This window comes from Eikenella sp. NML120348, assembly GCF_001648435.1.
In the GTDB taxonomy this organism is placed as follows: domain Bacteria; phylum Pseudomonadota; class Gammaproteobacteria; order Burkholderiales; family Neisseriaceae; genus Eikenella; species Eikenella exigua.
The window spans coordinates 36,888-53,109 of the sequence record NZ_LXSP01000006.1; the positions used below are offsets into that span (position 1 = coordinate 36,888).

At 52.3% G+C, this 16,222-nt stretch carries 13 protein-coding genes; 1 reads left to right on the plus strand and 12 read right to left on the minus strand.

What is annotated here, in order from left to right:
- Positions 1–49: 49 nt before the first annotated feature.
- The 9 genes from A7P99_RS10140 to A7P99_RS08510 form a co-directional block, all read right to left on the minus strand.
- Positions 50–514 (minus strand): hypothetical protein, encoded by a 465-nt coding sequence (locus A7P99_RS10140; protein ID WP_197481766.1) that lies wholly within the window; start codon positions 512–514, stop codon positions 50–52.
- A gap of 103 nt (positions 515–617) precedes the next feature.
- Entirely contained in the window at positions 618–1,217 is a 600-nt protein-coding gene (locus A7P99_RS10145; protein ID WP_156496198.1) for a hypothetical protein, read from the minus strand.
- Between the two features lie 11 nt (positions 1,218–1,228).
- Positions 1,229–1,768, minus strand: a complete 540-nt coding sequence (locus A7P99_RS10150; RefSeq protein WP_153705646.1) for a hypothetical protein — start codon at positions 1,766–1,768, stop codon at positions 1,229–1,231.
- A 21-nt stretch (positions 1,769–1,789) separates the two neighbouring features.
- A complete protein-coding gene (locus tag A7P99_RS08485) occupies positions 1,790–2,584 on the minus strand; it encodes a hypothetical protein (RefSeq protein WP_067528503.1) in 795 nt (264 codons plus the stop codon).
- Positions 2,585–2,993: 409 nt separating this feature from the next.
- Positions 2,994–4,010: an ABC transporter permease gene (locus A7P99_RS08490; RefSeq protein ID WP_067687224.1), complete on the minus strand. Its 1,017-nt coding sequence runs from the start codon at positions 4,008–4,010 to the stop codon at positions 2,994–2,996.
- On the minus strand, positions 3,973–4,947 hold the full coding sequence (locus A7P99_RS08495) for an ABC transporter permease subunit (RefSeq protein ID WP_003823496.1): 975 nt from the start codon (positions 4,945–4,947) through the stop codon (positions 3,973–3,975). Before A7P99_RS08495 ends, A7P99_RS08490 begins: the two co-directional genes overlap by 38 nt.
- 229 nt (positions 4,948–5,176) lie before the next feature.
- Positions 5,177–6,301 (minus strand): ABC transporter ATP-binding protein, encoded by a 1,125-nt coding sequence (locus A7P99_RS08500; protein ID WP_023887782.1) that lies wholly within the window; start codon positions 6,299–6,301, stop codon positions 5,177–5,179.
- A 480-nt stretch (positions 6,302–6,781) separates the two neighbouring features.
- Positions 6,782–7,312: an OmpA family protein gene (locus A7P99_RS08505; RefSeq protein ID WP_067449308.1), complete on the minus strand. Its 531-nt coding sequence runs from the start codon at positions 7,310–7,312 to the stop codon at positions 6,782–6,784.
- A 77-nt stretch (positions 7,313–7,389) separates the two neighbouring features.
- A complete protein-coding gene (locus tag A7P99_RS08510) occupies positions 7,390–11,886 on the minus strand; it encodes an autotransporter outer membrane beta-barrel domain-containing protein (protein WP_067449310.1) in 4,497 nt (1,498 codons plus the stop codon).
- Between the two features lie 337 nt (positions 11,887–12,223).
- Here A7P99_RS08510 and coaBC point away from each other — a divergent pair, with 337 nt between their 5' ends.
- A complete protein-coding gene (coaBC, locus tag A7P99_RS08515) occupies positions 12,224–13,411 on the plus strand; it encodes a bifunctional phosphopantothenoylcysteine decarboxylase/phosphopantothenate--cysteine ligase CoaBC (RefSeq protein ID WP_067449312.1) in 1,188 nt (395 codons plus the stop codon).
- 282 nt (positions 13,412–13,693) lie between these two features.
- Here the strand turns inward: coaBC and rpsO are convergent, their stop codons facing one another.
- The 3 genes from rpsO to A7P99_RS08530 all read right to left on the minus strand — a co-directional run bounded on the left by rpsO (position 13,694) and on the right by A7P99_RS08530 (position 16,207).
- Positions 13,694–13,963, minus strand: a complete 270-nt coding sequence (gene rpsO / locus A7P99_RS08520) for a 30S ribosomal protein S15 (protein WP_003823508.1) — start codon at positions 13,961–13,963, stop codon at positions 13,694–13,696.
- A gap of 249 nt (positions 13,964–14,212) precedes the next feature.
- Entirely contained in the window at positions 14,213–14,989 is a 777-nt protein-coding gene (locus A7P99_RS08525; RefSeq protein WP_067687227.1) for an RNA methyltransferase, read from the minus strand.
- 177 nt (positions 14,990–15,166) lie between these two features.
- The gene (locus A7P99_RS08530) at positions 15,167–16,207 is read right to left on the minus strand and encodes a PTS transporter subunit IIC (RefSeq protein WP_067449316.1); all 1,041 of its coding nucleotides are present in this window, start codon (positions 16,205–16,207) and stop codon (positions 15,167–15,169) included.
- Positions 16,208–16,222 lie beyond the last annotated feature (15 nt).

Below are 16,222 nucleotides of genomic sequence, written 5' to 3' on the forward strand. Positions count from 1 at the left end.
GTAGAAAAAGTGTAAACAACGCGACGATTTCCTACAACTTATCCCCTAATCACGATCCAGGATAAGAGTAAATTGGCTTATTTTTATCACAAAGAATTCGAGCAGAAGGAAAACCTAGATCACCACGCATAGGATCTAAATTTCCTTCCATTGAAACATCAACTCCTACAATCACGTCATTATCCCATTTATTCACAGCCCAAAATACACTATAGCTATAGCGACCATTTATCATATTTTTCTCACCCCATAATCCGGAGCCACCGGTTTTCGTATTATCTAAACTCCTTTCTAAAACATCTTGTTTCGGATTGCTGAAAACCAATTCAGGGGAATTGGGACGGCCAAAACTATAAATATAGTTATCATCTTTTTGATAAATTGCTAATTGTTTTCTATTAACTGTTGTACAGGAAAAAACTGTTATAGCCAATGCTTCTGGCTTTTTTATTTCCGCCTGTATAAAAGAGCTTATTGTGCACATAACAACTATTGGAAATATTTTCATAGACATTCCGCCTATTAGCTTTAGTTTAACCTAAAAGTTAATGCTTATCAGATTACCTACCGTACTATTTTCCGAGGCTACCTGAACCTTTCAGGCAGCCTCAATTGGTTTAAAATAACCCTTCCTGGCAATGAGGATTTGCCTCCGTATCACCCCACCACAATTTATGTACATATCTGCACATCTCTGGATTATCTTTCAAAGATTCATAAACTACTGAATCTACTGATTTCAGTACATAGCCACCTTCTCCTCCAATAACATTTGAACCAACCTCAAAAAACCGCATACTTTTTGGAGATGGAGCCCACTCATGTATCGTTTCTACAAAATAGGTGGCAACATCCCACTTCCTGATACTATTTTGGTTCTGTTTTGTAGCCTGCTCCATTACATGATAGCGATGCCGGAGATAGGTTTCACAATCGGCGGCTATTTGTTCGGCATGGGCTAAAGAGCCAGGAATAATCTGATCTTCGTCTATTTTATGAAACTGACTAGAAGTTTGAGGGTTAGGGGCTTGATTTCGTCTTAATAGTATCAATCCATTTTGGGCAAAATTTATGAATAATCCTCCTTTCTCACCTATATAAGTCCTAGCACCACACTTTATTCCGATTGAACCCCTATCTAGAGGACTAATTCGGTACACCTCTCCATAGGAAAAACTGCTACTAATAAAAACTATAATAAAAAATACATATTTCATACCTATCTCCATTATTGAATAACAGATGGATCTTCGAAAGAATCATTTCTACGTACAGTCTTAGAAAAAGTACCTTTTGATACTGTCATCCTACCATCACGATATAAAATCACAGATTGTTTTACTTGTGGCAATTTTTTCATACCTTCTAATTTTTTAACTAAGCTCCATCCTAATTCAATATCAGTATGCATAGCGCTAATTTCTGGTAAATTTTTAATTTTATTTGGATCATTTTCTCCTCCACCAGCTTGGTCAAACTCTCCAACAATATTATGCTCACTATTATTACCATTATACACGTTTACAACATGGACTTTTGGACATCTATAACCTGGTAAAAAAGATCCTCTCTCTATATGGCAATGAACCTTACCATCATTAAAAACTCCAGAATCTACACTAGCACTATCCATTTCAAAAAAGAACACATTTTCAAAATTAACTTCTTTAGGCAGAAGAGTAATCTTAAGGCCAACTCCCAATTCATAACCTCCTCTCGGAGGATAAATCCTTGGGATAGATTTGCCATTTACTATAACTGTATCCAATTGGTACTCAACACCTATTGGCTAAAGAATTTTAAAAGTTATCCTTTTCTCATCACATTCAGTTTTTGCAATCACAGTGACCGAGCCTACTGTATCTTTAGCAGTTATCACTAAAGAAGTTGATGTTTCTCTGACTTTAGTTACTAAATCACTATTTACCTCCCATTTAACAGCTTGATTGGCTGTTATGCTAACTGTTTCGCCCACACCAATAGTAGTTCGTTTCCAGTTAGAGGGCAGAGTAGCCTTTGTTAATGAGAAAATTTCTAACTTAGCCGTCCCATTATCCTGTTCCATACCCAACACCTTCCCCGTAGCCGGATCAATCAGCGCGCGCTGTTTGTATTTTTCCTGCCATAGCTCGATGCCGCGCTCGGTGCGGCGGATGATTACGCAGTTGCCTTCGGCATCGCACAGGCTCAGGCAGCGGCGTTCGTTTCTCAGACTCTCGGGCAGGTGCGGATCGTGTTGGGCGCAGGCTGGCTTGAAGCGGCCGGAGGCAGCATCGTAGATTAATTCGAAACAGGTTTCTTTCGGCCAGGTTTCCAAAGCGGGTTTCCGGCATATCTCTTTATCGGCGTATGAGGCGGAACAGCTAATTTTGTAAAACCAGCAAACGGCGGTAAAAACGCTGTACTTAAAGCCCGGGTTTTCTGCGGGCTCTCGGAAGGTGTTATTAGTGATTTCGCCGTAATCCTGTGTTCGCATTTTCTCTGCAATGGAAGTGTTGGGGTCTTCTGCATTGCTATGATGGGGATTGCTGTGCCTATTGCTTGCAAAATATTTGCCATAAAAGGCTTCTGCGGCAGCAATCATTTCCTGCCGGGTTCGAAAACTGGTTTTTGGTAGTGTCCGTTTATGTCCGATAGACGGCCAGAACTTGGCTACACTGCCTTCCAAAGTGAAGTAATAATCTGATTTCGGCGGTTGGCAGACGGATTTTCAGCCCTGTGGTGCCACGGCCTTGCCGTCTAATCTCAAATTCAAACAGCGCCCGCTTTCGCAGTCTTCAGGCCGCTCAGGCCGTTTATGGCGTCGCCGGTTTTCAGTTGGGTATTTGCATGGATGGTTGCCATATTCTTTCCCTTTCTGCAGATGTGTTTGAAGGCTACCTGAAAAGAGGTTTCAGGTAGCCTTCAATATAGGCCGCTTGAAGGCGGATGGCAATCAATATACTGTAAATATTGGCATTTATTTGCAGTAAGTCAAACCTGCGGCCAGCTTGTTATCCCTGTGGTGTGCTGCCGGTATCGGTCGTTTCGGCAGCCGCATCTTCCTCCTGCGCAGCTTCTTCGGCTTCAATCAGTGCGGAAGGCGGCGGGGTGGTGGTGGCGGCTGCGGCTTCTTGGGCTTGTTTGTAGGCCAAGGCGGCTTCGCGGTCGCGTTTGTTTACGCGGCGCATCATGAGGTAGTTGCCGGTGATGACGATGGTGCCGATGATGGTAATCAGGAAGGTGGCCAGCACGTTCATCTGCGGGTTCACGCCGCGTTTTACTTTGGCGAAAATCAGCTGCGGCAGGGTGGTGTAGTTGGGGCCGCCGAGGAAGGAGGTAATCACTAGGTCGTCCATGGAAAGGGTCATGGCGAGCAGGAAGCCGGAGGCGATGGCGGGGGCGATCAGTGGCAGAGTGATCACCCAGAAAATCTTCCACGGCTTGGCGCCCAAATCCTGTGCGGCTTCTTCCAGGGATTGGTCGAGCTCGCCCAAGCGGGTGCGGATCACCACGGTAACGTAGGCCATGCATAGGGTGGTGTGGCCAAGCCAAATGGTGAACCAACCGCGCTCAAATTGCAGCCAGCTCAGGCTGGAGCCACGCAGCAAGGCCTGCACCTGCAAAATCAGCATCACCAGCGAAATACCGGTGATGATGTCGGGCATCACCATGGGGGCGGACACCATGCCGGTGAACAAGGTGCTGCCGCGGAAGCGTTTGATGCGCGCCAAGGCATAGGCGGCCATGGTGCCAAGCACCACGGCGGCGGCGGCGGAAATGAGCGCGATGCGGATGGAGAGCCAGGTGGCTTCCAAAATCTCGCTGTTATTCAGCAGCGCGCCATACCATTTGGTGGAGAAGCCGCCCCATACCGTAACCAGCTCGGAGCGGTTGAAGGAATACACCACCAGCACCAGCAGCGGGATATAGAGGAAGACCAGCCCTAAAAACAGGCAGATGCGCAGAAACCAAGTGGACGATGCAGATTTTCTAGCCACGGCGTGCTCCTTCCAGCTGTTTGGCTTCATGACGGTGGAACAGGCCGATTGGCACCACCAAGAGCAGCACCATCACCACGGCCATGGCCGAGGCGAGCGGCCAGTCATTTTGGGTGAAGAAGGCCTGCCACAGGGCTTTACCGATCATCAGGTGTTCGGGCCCGCCCACCAAATCGGGAATCACAAATTCGCCCACCGCCGGAATAAACACCAGCATAGAGCCGGCGATGATGCCGCTTTTGGAGAGCGGCAGGGTAATGGAGAAAAACGATTTCACCGGCCCGGCGCCCAAATCGGCAGAAGCTTCGAGCAGGCGGTTATCCAGCTTTAATAGCTGGGTGTACAGCGGCAGCACCATAAAGGGCAGATAGGTGTACACCATCACGATATTGAGCGAGAAGCTGTTGTAGAACATATCCAGCGGCTGGTTAATCCAGCCCCAGCGCAACAGTAGGTTGTTGATGATGCCGTTTTGCGAAAGCAGGCCCATCCAAGCATACACGCGTAGCAACAGCGAAGTCCAAAACGGCAGCATAATGGCCAAGAGCAGCGGGTTGCGCCATTTTTCGCGGCTGCGCGAGATGGCATAGGCAATGGGGTAGCCGGCCAATAGGCAAATCAGCGTGGTGGTGATGGCGGTTTTGATGGAAAGCAGGTAGATGTGCACATACAGGTTGCTGCCGGATTTATCGGCAAACGGATTGAGCCCAAGCCACAGCGACGACCAGAAATTCTCGAAAATGCCGGTGTAGTTCAGGTAGCTCAGGGAAATGTTCACACGCCCGGCCGCTTCGTCCACCGTGTAGAGCGGGGTGTAGGGCGGAATCGAGGTGGCTTGCTCGGCCAGGCTGATTTTCAACACGAAGAAGAAGGGGATCAGGAAGAGCACCAGCAGCCACAAATAAGGTATGCCGATAACCAGCCCCTGCCCGGGGCTGAGTTTGCGTTTTAAAGCCTGCCATTTCATTTTTCAAGTAGCCTCTCTTGCTTGCCCTGGCCTGAAAGTGCGGTTTCAGGTTTCAGGTAGCCTTTTCATGTTCGGCAGCCTTGCCGAACCGGTATGTTGGTTTTAACTGTGTTGCAACCGCGTTTTGGCTTCGTAGAAACTCGTCTTCCTACGGAAGCCTCGGTCCGCTTCGCAGAAACTTCGCTTCGCTACGTTTTAACTGCGTTGAAGCTTCGCTTTCAGGTAGCCTTTAACGGGTAAGCGGCACGGGCTGGTTGGCCGGCCAGCTCAGATACACGGTTTCGTCCCAAGTGGGCGGCTCCAGGTTGGCCAAATACCAATAAGATGACAACACCTGGCTTTTCACCATGCGCCCGCTGGGCAGCTGCACATGATAAATGGCGAAGCTGCCCAAATAGGCGATTTCCTTCACCGTGCCGATGGTCCAGTTGTGTTCGCCCACATTGGCCGGCTTTTCCTTGTGCATATTGATGTCTTCCGGGCGAATGCTGACCCACATGGTCTGCTCTTCCGGCCCGGCCACGCTGTGGTCGATGAGGATATTCTGTGCCAACTCGGGGCAGTCGATTTCGGCATGGTCGGCCTCATCCACCACCAGATGGCCTTCAAAAATATTGGTTTCGCCGATGAATTCGGCGGTGAAGCGGCTGTTGGGGAAGTCGTACACCTCGCGCGGCGTGCCCACTTGTTGCAGTTGGCCTTCCGACATGATGGCGATGCGCGTGGCCATGGTCATGGCTTCTTCTTGGTCGTGCGTTACCATGATGCAGGTTACGCCCACCTTCTCCAGCGTATCCACCAATTCCAGCTGGGTTTGCTGGCGCAGGTTTTTATCCAGTGCACCCAAAGGCTCGTCCAGCAGCAAAAGTTTGGGTTGTTTGGCTAGCGCGCGGGCCAGCGCGATACGTTGCTGTTGCCCACCGGAAAGCTGGTGCGGCTTGCGTTTGGCGTATTTGCTCATCTGCACCAGGCGCAGCATTTCCTCCACCCGTTCGGCAATCTGGTCTTTGGGCATTTTGTCCTGCTTCAGGCCGAAAGCGATGTTCTGCTCCACCGTCATGTGCGGGAATAGCGCATAGCTTTGGAACATCATGTTAATCGGCCTGTCGTAGGGCGGCAGGCGGGTGATGTCTTGCCCATCCAAGATAATCTTGCCCTGATCCGGCGTTTCCATACCCGCTAGCATACGCAGCAGCGTGGATTTGCCCGAGCCGGAGCTGCCCAACAGGGCGAAGATTTCGTGTCGGTCGATATCCAAATCGATGTGGTCCACCGCATAATTCTCGCCGTAGGTTTTCACCACGTCTTTGATTTGTAGATAGGGCTTTTGGGGAGGAATATGTTTTTCAGACATGGGCACAGGGCTCCGCAGCAGTTGCAAACCGGCTTCCGCACGGGAAGCCGCAGGTGGCAGTTTGTGTATGCTTGTTTAAAATAGGCACGAGGTAAAACGGTGGCATTGGAGCGGCAAGGCGATTCGCCCCCATATCGTTTTTTCTATTTCAAGCGATAAATCACAGACTGCAAAGCATAATTGTAGGATAGAGCACCGGCAGGGGCAATGAAAAAACCGAATGCGCCCGCTTTTAGCCGATTCGGTAGGGAAAGTGTTGCCGACTGAAGGCATACCGGTGCCGCAAAAGGCTACCTGAAAGTTGCCTGGCCAAGTCAGCAAGCCATCATTCCATTTTTCAGGTAGCCTCAACTCATGCCCAAAATTTCAGACAATCCAATACCTTGGTTTAACCATAGAAAAGGCTACCTGAAATTTCAGCTTCGCGGCAATTCCGCTCTGCTGCTTTTCAGGTAGCCTCCATTCCAACCGGCTTAACTACTATTGCGCTGCTGTGCCGGAAATATCCACGGTAACGCGGCGGTCGGGCTGCAGGCAGGCTTTCAGAGCCGCAGTAGCACGGGTGCCGGTACAAGCCGTAGTAACTGGCTGGCTTTCGCCGGCGCTGGCTACGCTGATGGGGGCTTGCACGCCTTTACCCTGCAGATAGTCTTTTACTGTTTGAGCACGCCGCAGGCCGAGGTTGTAGTTGTATTGCTCGCTGCCGAGGCGGTCGGTGTGGCCGGTGAGGGCGATGCTGTCGATATGAGCTTGACGGCTAACGAGGTTTTCGGCCAAGCGGTCGAGGGTGGCTTTGCCTTCGGGCAACATATCGGCAGCATCCGATTGGTTGAAGCGGAACAGGGCATCAGCCGAGAGGTTGATGCGCTCAACTTGCGGCGTTGCCACAACGGGTTGCGCAACAGGCGCTTCTTCGGCACACCAGCGGTGGCGTACGTCGCGGGCGGCGGCTTGGCTGCTCAAACCGGCGGCCAAGGCTGTGAGGAGGAGGGTTTTTGTAATCTGATTCATTGTATTCAATCCTTGTTGGGGCTACCTGAAAACTGTTCGTTCAAACTTTTTCAGGTAGCCTTTGCTGCATCAAACGCTTACTTCCAAGTGTATTTGAAGCCTACGCTGCCACGGTAACCATGGCGGCTGGTGCTGCCAAAGTTGTGTTGGTAGCGGGCATCGCCATACACATAGGCGTTGTTGGATACGGGCAGCTGGGCACCGAGGCCAACTTCGCCCCAAGTGGCGTTGCGTTTCTCGCGCACATTGTCTTCACCGATGTTTACGCCATGCGGCTTGATAAAGTCGTGCCATACGTTGGCCACGGCATAGAAGGTGTTGGTACGCAGATTGCGGCTGGGGCCGTTGTAGGCCAAGCGGGCACCGAGGCGGCCGCGCAAGCTGTGCTGCTTGTCTTGGCTAACTTGGCGGATACTGTCGTTGAAATCTTTGAGACCAACGTATTGGTATACCAGTTGTGCCTGCGGCTCAATCAGCCAGCCACCTTGGTTGTCGGCATGGCTGCCTAAGGCAAACGGACGGCCAACTTCGGCAGAGAGGGCAGCACCCCAGCCGTTTTGTTTCACGCTGGTGCTGTCGCGATCTTGGTATTTATTACGCGACCAGCTCAGCTGGCCAACCAAGTCGAAGTAGCTGCCATTGGCGGCATAGTAGGTGTTGCTCAAGCCGAGGCTAACCGCATCGGTAGTGCCTTTGCCGCTGTAGTGGTCAGGGCTGATGCTGCCGTTTACAGCACGATAACGGTCGAAGAAATCGGTACTGGTTCGGGTATAGGCTAGGTAGCCGCCGGTGAGACGGTGGCCGCCTTTATCGTTGCGGTGAACAGCGAAGTCGTGACCGATCTGGAAACCGCCCATTTTGGTTTCAAAATTGAAGCGTTCTTTGCCATCGCTATCGAGGCGGCTGCCAAGGAGGCGGGTCCAAGTTTGGCCTTTGGCTTGTTCGCCGCAACGCGCGCAATCATCCCAAGCAAGGGTTTGGTTCTCGCCACGGCGCTCGTGCAGGGTGCCGATGGTGTGGTGGCCAATTTCTTGGTTCACTTGCGGCATCAACACATAGCCGGCTACGGCAGGGGCGTAAATGTAAGTCGACGGGCCTGCATTGGGATCAGCAAACAGCGTCCAGGCATACACGTTTTTACCGCCGGCAGTGCTCTTCAACACGAGCTGGGCTTGTCCGGCATTGGTGGTATTGGCCGTACCGGTAAAGATGGCATTGCCGTCAGGCTGGCCTTCTTGCTGACCAGGGGCATTGGCACTCGGGGTTTCTACAGTAACCACGTCAGACGAGAATTGCTGGGCGTTGGTTTTGCTGATGTTACCGATGATGCCGTTCGGCGTGCTAACCACGGTAGTACCGCTAGCGGTGCCTTTGATGATCAGGTGATCAGAATCTTTGTCGGCATCGCTGTTCCACAGGGTGTTCACCACCAATTTGCCGTTATTGCCGGTGTAGTTGCCGTTTACGGTGATGGTTTTGTAATTACCAACAGCAGCTGCAACCGGTGTGGCAAAGGCTACGGTGCCTGAGTTATCCAAGCTGGTTACGGTGGAATTTCCAGTATTGTTCCAGGTGGTGCCGTTACCCAGATTCACAGAGGAAGTACCTGCCGCCAGCGACATAACACCATTCAGCACTGCGCCATTAGTGGCAACGAGTGAGTTGGTGCCGGTAACTGAATTAAATACGTTGGTGGTGCCGGTTACCGTACCACCATTAACGTTGATGGTGTTGTTGCCAGCATTGGCTCGCAAAGCATCACCATTGGCTTTCACCGTTGCGTTGTTCAGGTTGGCTGTACCGTTATTCAGCGTTTGTACGGCAACGCTGTTGGCACCATTTAGATTGAGGCTACCTGAATAGTCCACTGTGCTGCTGTTTTGCGCAGTGTATCCGGTTACACCAGCTGTGCTGGTGGTGGTGTTCAGCTTGGAAACCAGTTTGGTTTTGTTATTAGGTGAACTACCGGCAACTGTTTGGTTGTTTAAGCCGTGGTTTTTACCATCTGCTATACCAATGGTTGCATTGGCGGCAGTATTGGCAATATTGGCCGTACCTTTCAGGGTTGCCGTTGCGCCGCCGGATACCAAGGCCACTTTAGAGCCGCTGCCGGTCAGGTTATAAGTGCCATTATTCACATTGATGGCAGAAGCCTTACCTGCCGCATCAGCGCCATCACTAGCCAGAATCACGGCATCTTTGCCGGATGCAGTAACGGTGAGGTTGGATGCATTTACGGTACCGCCAGCATCTGCACGGAACATAGTGGAGTTCTCGGTAGTGATGTCGGTACTGTTGGCCAAGGCAGCTACGTTGGCAACAGCATTGCCACCATTGATGTGGTAAGCAATTTGGTTTTTCGCATTGGTAGAATTATCGAATACGGCTTTCATGCCCGCATTGACGGTCATTGTTGAATTGCCGCGTGCGTGCGCACCGATTACGTTGTCACCTTTCAAGGTCAACGTACCGTCTGCAACCACATCAGCTTTGCCAGTACCCTGACCGTCAGCATAAATACCGTAGTTACGAGTAACCTGGTTGGCAGAAGCCTCTTCTACCGTAATTTTGCTGCTGGCAGTATTGGTGATTTTTGCTGTATGCCCTGCTTCAGCCACAACATTTTCACCGACAGCATTCGTACCAATTACATTGATTGCACCGGCATTAGTAATTTGAGCTGCACCAGAGTTTTGCGCCTGAATACCAACGTTTTGTTTTGGTTGGGCACCGCCAACACCGCGAGCCTTACCTTCAATATTGATGGTACTGTCTGCACCCAAATTAACTACTGTCGAAGCCGTACTGTCTTTACCTACGCGGATCGCAGTAGCACCTTGGGTCTGTTCACCAATGGTAATCTTACCATCGTGATTAACAACAGCATTGCTACCATTAACCAAGATGCCAACTTGGTCAGTAGCATTACCAATCAGCTTAGTCGGCGCATTTTTGCTGTATTGTGCAGCACGGCCGATGAAGATCTGGCTATCTTTCTCACCGTTAAACGTACCATCTTTTTCTACACGTACACCAGTAATACCGCTATTCGGAGCAATGTTTACGGCTACATTAATAACACCGCCGGCTTTATTGGTTGCCGTGGCATTGTTATTTACGCGGAGTGCATAGTTGTTATGTGAATAACCTTGATAGGTATAACCGGCAAGATTGATGATGCCATTGTTTTCAAATTTACCGCTATTGGTAGCATGAATGGTGGTAGACAAAGAATAGTAGTCGTTTTTGTTGGCTTGGCTAGCTTGAGTTGTGTCGTAATTATCAGACGCAAAGAAACCACCAGAAATCACACCATTGTTGACTGCTGTACTGCCCGCACCGCGCACGGTCAGGCTGTTAAAACGGCCGGACAATTGTGCCCCTTCTTCAATGACTGCTTTGCCGCCGTTTTCGGCCAGCATGCCGCCACCGTTGCCTGATTCCAAACCGGGGCTTACATCAATTTGCCCGCCGTTCTTGATGGTGGCAGTAGAACCTGCACCGGTTGCAGCCAGCACCCAGCGTTCACCAATCGGAAGGGTGGAATCTGGATGGGTGTTAATGGAGTTGTTTTGTCGGAAAACCTTCGTTTCAGTCGCAGCAGCCTCATTGAAATAGCGATCATATGCCGCCTGTTGGGTTTCACCGGCGTTGGCAAAGCCTGGAGTACCAACAGCAGGAATTAATACATTATTATTATAGTTAATCAGATCCTGCACTGTATTCAGTGTGTGACTTACTCCCTTGAAGGTAACGGTTTTTGGTTTAAACAAATCTTGACTAATCGCCAACTCTTGGGAAGCTACACGGGTTTCTTCAAAGTAAATGCGGTTTTTAGAGACCCATTCTGCCGATCCGCCGTTTTCGGCCTGCACCAGACGAGAGTTTTTTAAAGCAATCAGTGTTCTTACAGTGTTTTTAGTAGTAGTCTCATCTGCCATAGTAGCAGCCGGATCACCTAAGCTGGCAATAATTTTGCTGCCGTTGCCATTGGCGGTACCCAAGCGCATATCAACGTATATGTCATTACCCGTTGATACAGTACTTTGAATGTCCGCCGCAGATATAGAGCCAACGTTGTTGTAAACGTTTACTGTTTGATTACTGTTGGTTGCAGGATCAGTTACATTAACTGTGCGGCCTTTTTGATTGGCCAGCAGACGTTGGCGCTGGTTCAGCTCAGCAAGAATTGCGGGGTCGGTAAAGAGTTCGCTCAATTTCCCGCTTCGGATAGAACGATCATTCGCATTACCGGTAATGTTGTTGATATCGGGTGATGTTAAGGTAACAGTATCACCACCGGTTACCAAAGCCTGACCGACTTTATTGTCGTTTGCGGCTGCAGTATAAACACCCATATCACAGCTGCCGCCGCTGGCTACAGCACTGCCATTACCACAGGTAGAAGCCGCTGCGGGCAAAGCAGATACGCCAAGACCAACTACTGCAGCAGAAGCAAGCAGTTTGGCGGCAGAATTACTGGAAGACTTCTTCCGGCTGGCACGCTCCAATTCTGAGCACACCACCCAGGTGCCACGCTCTTCAGAGTACACGATATTATAAATTTTATTCATTAAATTAACTCCTTAAAGTGCAAATACGCTGATACATTCGAACAGGCTCCAAATGCTCGCATACCGTTCCGCAAAATAAAAACTAAGAATTTTAACATATGCAAACAAGAGAACTAACGAAAACTTATCTCCAACAACAGCAATTGATGGATAAAAGATACAAAACAGTAATACAACACATCTCATTGAAATAATTGCTCTAAATAGATACTGTTTCTCTGTTATCAGTGTGCAATAACTGGTTTCAGGTAGCCTTCCCTACCCAAAGGCTACCTGAAACACCCTGCCCATCCCTGTGTTACCATAGCGCCCATCTTTTCACATCACGCCATACACCATGCCCACCAAACACATCCTGCTCGGCATCAGCGGCGGCATTGCTGCCTATAAATCCTGCGAACTCGTGCGCCTGCTCAGAAAACAGGGGCATACCGTGAGCGTGGCCATGAGCCGCGCCGCTGCCGGTTTCATTTCTCCGCAAACCTTCCAAGCCCTGAGCGGGCACACTGTGTGGACGGACGATACTGCCGACTCCGCCGACGGCATGGCACACATTCACCTCAGCCGTGAGGCCGACGTATTCCTCATCGCTCCCGCCAGCGCCAACACCTTGGCTAAAATCGCCCACGGCATGGCCGACAACCTACTCTCCACCCTGGCCGCCGCCCGCGCCTGCCCGCTGGCCGTTGCCCCCGCCATGAACGTGGAAATGTGGTGCAACCCGGCCAACCTGCGTAACATCGCCCAACTGCAGGCCGACGGCATCACCGTGTTCGGCCCCGCCAGCGGCAGCCAGGCCTGTGGCGAAACCGGCGAAGGCCGCATGCTCGAAGCCGCCGAATTGGCCGAACTGCTGCCCGATTTATGGACACCCAAACTGCTCGCCGGCAAACGCGTGCTACTCACGGCCGGCGCCACCTTTGAAGCCATCGACCCCGTGCGCGGCATCACCAACCTGTCCAGCGGCCGCATGGGCGTGGCGCTGGCGCAGGCCTGCCGCGCCGCCGGGGCGGAAGTGGTGCTGGTGGCCGGGCAGCTTCAGGTAGCCCCGCCCGCCGGTGTAACTGTGCATCATGCCCACAGCGCGCGAGAAATGTACGAAGCTGTGATGCGGGAAGTAGGCAGCTGCGATGTATTCATCAGCGTAGCCGCCGTAGCCGACTACCACGTGGCCAACCGCAGCGCCGAAAAGCTGAAAAAAGACGGCAGCGGCACGCCGCCCGTTATCGAATTGGCCGAAAACCCAGACATCCTCGCCGCCGTGGCTCGGCTGCCCAACGCGCCCTTCTGCGTGGGTTTTGCTGCCGAAAGCCACAACGTACTCGAACACGCCCGCGCCAAACGGCTGCGCAAAGGCGTGCCGCTGATCGTGGCTAACCACGCCGTCATCGCCATGGGCAGCGGCAACAACCAAGTAACGCTCATCAGCGATTCAGCCGAAACCGCGCTGCCGGAAATGGGCAAACGCGATACCGCCGATGCCATCGTGGCCGAAATAGCCCACCTGCTGGAAAAGGCTACCTGAAAGCCTGCCCTATGGCTGCAGCACGTTTTTCATACCAAACGGAGCAGCAAGAAGAACCAACGCAGCAGCCCAAAAGCAACGCTTGAACAATACTATTTTCAGGTAGCCTTACACCCAACGGGCTACCTGAAAACGAGGTTTCCGCAGGAGGACGAGTTTCTGCGAAGCGGACCGAGGTTTTGGCAAAGTCAAAGCTGAGTTGCTATCAAGTTAAAGAGCAGCTAAAACAAAAAAACCGTGCCGCCGGAAAGCTCCGGCGGCACGATTTTTATTGGGCAAAGATTACTTACGCAGGTTCAGGCGGGTAATCACATCGCGGTAGGTGTCCACATCAGTATTGCGCAGGTAGGCCAACAGGCGGCGGCGAGCGCTCACCATTTTCAGCAGGCCGCGGCGGCTGTGGAAATCTTTCGGATTGGCTTTGAAGTGCGGAGCCAAATCGTTGATGCGGAAAGTCAAGAGAGCGATTTGCACTTCAGAAGAGCCGGTATCGCCTTCTTTGCGCTGGAAATCTTTGATGATTTGCGCTTTTTGTTCTACGGTTAATGCCATAATAAAACTCCAAAAATATAGCCTTGCGGCCGGACAAGCTGGCTGAGCCGGGAAGACCCACGCCAACTCCTAATGCCTGCTAAAACAGGCAGGCGCGGATTATGGCACAAAACCGCTGTCAAAAACAGCCGCACAGGCAAAATCGCGCCAAAGATGATGCCGCCATGTAACCAAAAGGCTACCTGAAAACGAGGCTTCTAAAGGAAGCTGAGTTTTCAGGTAGCTTTTTGGCCGAAAACCGAACTTCCGCTACAACCGCTGCCGCATCTGCTCAAACAAACAAACGGTGGCTGCCATCGCCACGTTCAGCGATTCGGTTTGCGCCGCCATCGGAATATGCACGAGGCGGCTAGCCGCGACCAGCATGGTTTCGCTCACGCCCGCGCCTTCGTTGCCAAACAACCAGGCGGCGGGGGCGCGCAAATCACAATCGTACAGGCTCACACTGTTGCGGTGCAGAGCGGTGGCCAGCAGCAGCACGCGGCATCTCTCCCGCCACGAGGCCAAATCCGGCTCAACAAACAAGCGCAGCGCGAAATGTGCCCCCATGCCCGCACGCAGCACCTTGGGCGACCACGCATCGGCACAATCAGCAGAAAGCACCACCTGCCCCACGCCCGCCGCTGCCGCGCTGCGCAGAATCGTGCCGATATTGCCCGGGTCTTGAATGCGCTCCAACACCACGCAATCGGCTTCGGCATCAAATGGCGCGGTGGGCGGCAGCGCAATCAGCGCGGTGATTTCTTCGGCATCGGTGAGGCTGGTGATTTTCTGCAAGGCCGCGCCCCCCGTCTGCACCACCCGTTCGGGTGGCAGCTGCGAGAGCAGCCGCGCAGTTTCCGGCTGCTGCATTTTGCTTGCCGGCACATAAACTTGCAGCACCTGCCCGCCGGCCTGCAAATAGGCGGCGAGCAAATGCGCCCCTTCCAGCACAGCCTGCCCGCTCTCGCGGCGCGCACGGGCACTGCGCAGCAGTTTGGCCAGATGTTTGAGCGCGGGGTTTTGGGCGGATTCGATGGTGTTCATGGCGGCGGATTATATAGCAGGGCAAGGTAATTTTGCTTGTTCAGGTAGCCTTTCGGCACACAAACCAAAGGCTACCTGAAAACGAGGGTTCCGTAGGAAGACGAGTTTCTACGAAGCTAAAGCGCAACTTCAATGAAATTAAAACTGCTTGCCCATTTTTCAGGTAGCCTCTTTTCATTACACATCAATCTTGTAATCTTCCGGCGCAATCCATTTAAGCTTATTCACAAACAGCCAATCCACTGCAAACGCCCCGGCCACGGGCACAAGCACAAACACCAGCAGCGATACCGCCAGCTGCCCCGCACCCCAGCCGGCGAGTTTCAAATGGTTCACCGGGCCGATGAGGCCGCTGATACCGAAGCCGGCGCTAAATTCCGTGCCTTGGATTTGGAACAACGAAGCCAGCACCCCGGCCAGCGCGGCATTGAGCATAATCGGCAACAAGAGCTTGGGTTTGGCCACGATATTGGGCATGGACAGCTTGGGCGAACCCACAAAATGCGCCGCGCAAGTGCCCAACGGGTTCACCCGCCGTCCGGCCACGGCCAGCGAAAACGCACAGGCGCAAATGCCCAAATTGGCCGCGCCCGAGCCCACGCCAGCCAAATGAATTGCCGTAGCAATGCCCACGGAAGACACCGGCGACACAATCAGGCAGGCAAACGCGATGGCAATCAACACCGCCATCAGCGTTTGCTCCAGCGTGAGCAGGTGGGCAATCCACGAGCCCAGCAGCTGAGAAAAGGCAATGAAATACGGAAACGCCAGCCGCCCCAGCGCACCCGCCACAAACAGGCTCACCACGGGCACCACCAAAATCGCATAGCCGCGCACCTTGCCGCGCAGCAGCACAATCAGGCCGGCGGCAATGCCGGCAGTGAACACCATGGTGAAAATATCGCCCGTGCCCTTGAGCTGGATAATGCCGTCAGCAAAGCGCACCGCACCGCCGGCGGCCATGGTGGCCAGCCCCACCGAAATCGATTCAATCGGCGTGAATTTAAACATATAGCCGATGGCCACGCCCACGGCGATGCCGACCATGGCGTTGGTGGCGCCGATCATCTGCGTGAGCATGCCCAGCGGCTCGCAATACGGCGTGAGCGCCTTAAACAACTCGCCCAACAGTGCGCCCGGCACCAGGGCAACCACAATGCCTAAGGCCGAGCCATTGAGCAGGTGCATCATGAAGGATTTGGGGGTGAGTTTTTCCATGATTTCACTCCTTTG